Origin of the sequence: Pseudomonas sp. NFACC14, assembly GCF_900106885.1 — a bacterium.
GTDB classification, from domain to species: Bacteria; Pseudomonadota; Gammaproteobacteria; order Pseudomonadales; family Pseudomonadaceae; genus Aquipseudomonas; species Aquipseudomonas fluorescens_AA.
In genome coordinates, this window is record NZ_FNOA01000059.1 from 1 (window position 1) to 1,686 (window position 1,686).

General features: G+C 63.7%; 1 protein-coding gene. It reads right to left on the minus strand.

Annotation, left to right across the window (positions count from 1 at the left end):
• A partial coding sequence (locus BLU85_RS30090; protein ID WP_139208085.1) for a condensation domain-containing protein occupies positions 1 to 1,686 on the minus strand: 1,686 nt, incomplete at both ends.

Consider the following 1,686-nt stretch of genomic DNA (forward strand, 5'->3'; position numbering starts at 1 on the left):
GCCAGTTGGCTGACCAGCAGCTCGATCGAACGCGCCAGCCCCAGCGCCACGCTGTCGCCCGGCTGTACGCCCAGGCCGACCAGATGACGGGCCAGACCGTTGGCCCTGGCGTTGAGCTCGCTGTATGTCAGGCATTGTCCATCCTGTACCACGGCGATGGCATGGGGACGGACCTCGGCTTGAACTTCGAACAGGCCGCTGACCGTCTGGTCCTGCGGATAAAAACGCCCGGTCTTGTTGAAACCCGTCACCACCTGCCGATGCTCGGCAGGCGAGAGAACAGACAGCCTGTTCAACGGCGTCGACGGCGCCTGTTCCAGGGATTCCACCAGGTTATCCAGGGCAATATGCATGGAATCACACACCCGCTGAGCGCCGATCTGCGGCACCGCCAGCGCGGTCAGGTGGAAACCTTCGCCCAGGTCATCCACCGACAGGGTCAGCGGGTAGTTGGTGCGCTCTTCATTGCTCAGGGTCTCGATACCCTCCCAGCCGGCCAGCGCCTGGCTCGAACTCGCCAGGCCAGCGCTGTGGCGATAGTTGAGCAAGGCACTGAACAGCGGCATCGGCGCGACCACGCCGCTGCAACGCTGGGCCAGGGCCAGGGACGCGTGTTCATGGCCCAACAGGCCGGTCAGCCGGGCGTGGGTGGCTTTCACCCCCTCACGCACACCCTGGGTACCCACCTCCACGCGCAACGGCAAGGTGTTGATGAACATGCCCAGCGCCCGGTCGGCACCGTCGCCGCCTTGCATCCGGCCCATCAGCACGGTGCCGAATACCACGTCGTCCTTGCCGGACACGCGACCCAGCCACTGTGCCCAGGCCAGGTGAACCAGGCTGGCGGCACTGACGCCCAACTGACGGGCCTGAGCCCTGAGACGCAGGCTCAACGCCCCGTCGAGCGGCCGGCGGGCTTGCTCGATATTCCCTCCGTCGCCCTGTACTTCCCGCACACCGAACGGCAAGGTCGGTTCGTCGACATCACCGAGCATCTCGCGGAAGAACCCTTCATGCTCCTGCTCGCTCACACCCAGACGGGCCTGCGCCACATAGTTACGATATGGCACCGCCGCCAGTGGAACGGCCTCGCCCAGCAGATGCGCCTGCATTTCGTGTTGCACCACCTCCATGGCGGTGTGATCCAGCGCCATGTGATGGAACAGCAATACCGCGACCCAACGCCCATTGACCGCATCTTGCGCGAAAGCCAGACGTAGCATGGGGGCCCGGGTGATATCGAGACGGTAATGCCGTGGATCGAAGCGGTCCTGCAACTGCGTCGCGATATCCCCCGCAGCGTCTGCCAGCACCACCTCTTCCACCGTCAACTGCGCTTGACGCCAGACCACCTGTACCGGTGTGTCGAATCCTTGCCACACCACACTGGTGCGCAGGATGTCGTGGCGGTCGATGACATGCTGAAGTGCATCGACGAAGGCTGTCAGCCGGTCACGACGCTTCAGATCGAAGAGTATCTTCAGCACATAGGGATCGCCCTGTTCGGCGGCCAGATGGTGATAAAGGATGCCTTCCTGCAACGGCGCCAGCGGGTAGATGTCCTGTACGTTGCGCGCACCGCCCGGCACCGTCGACACCAGGCGATCGATCGTGTCCTGGGTCAGGTCGACCAGCGGCAACATGTCCGGAGTGATGTGTTCACAATCCAGTGGAATCAGGTTTTCG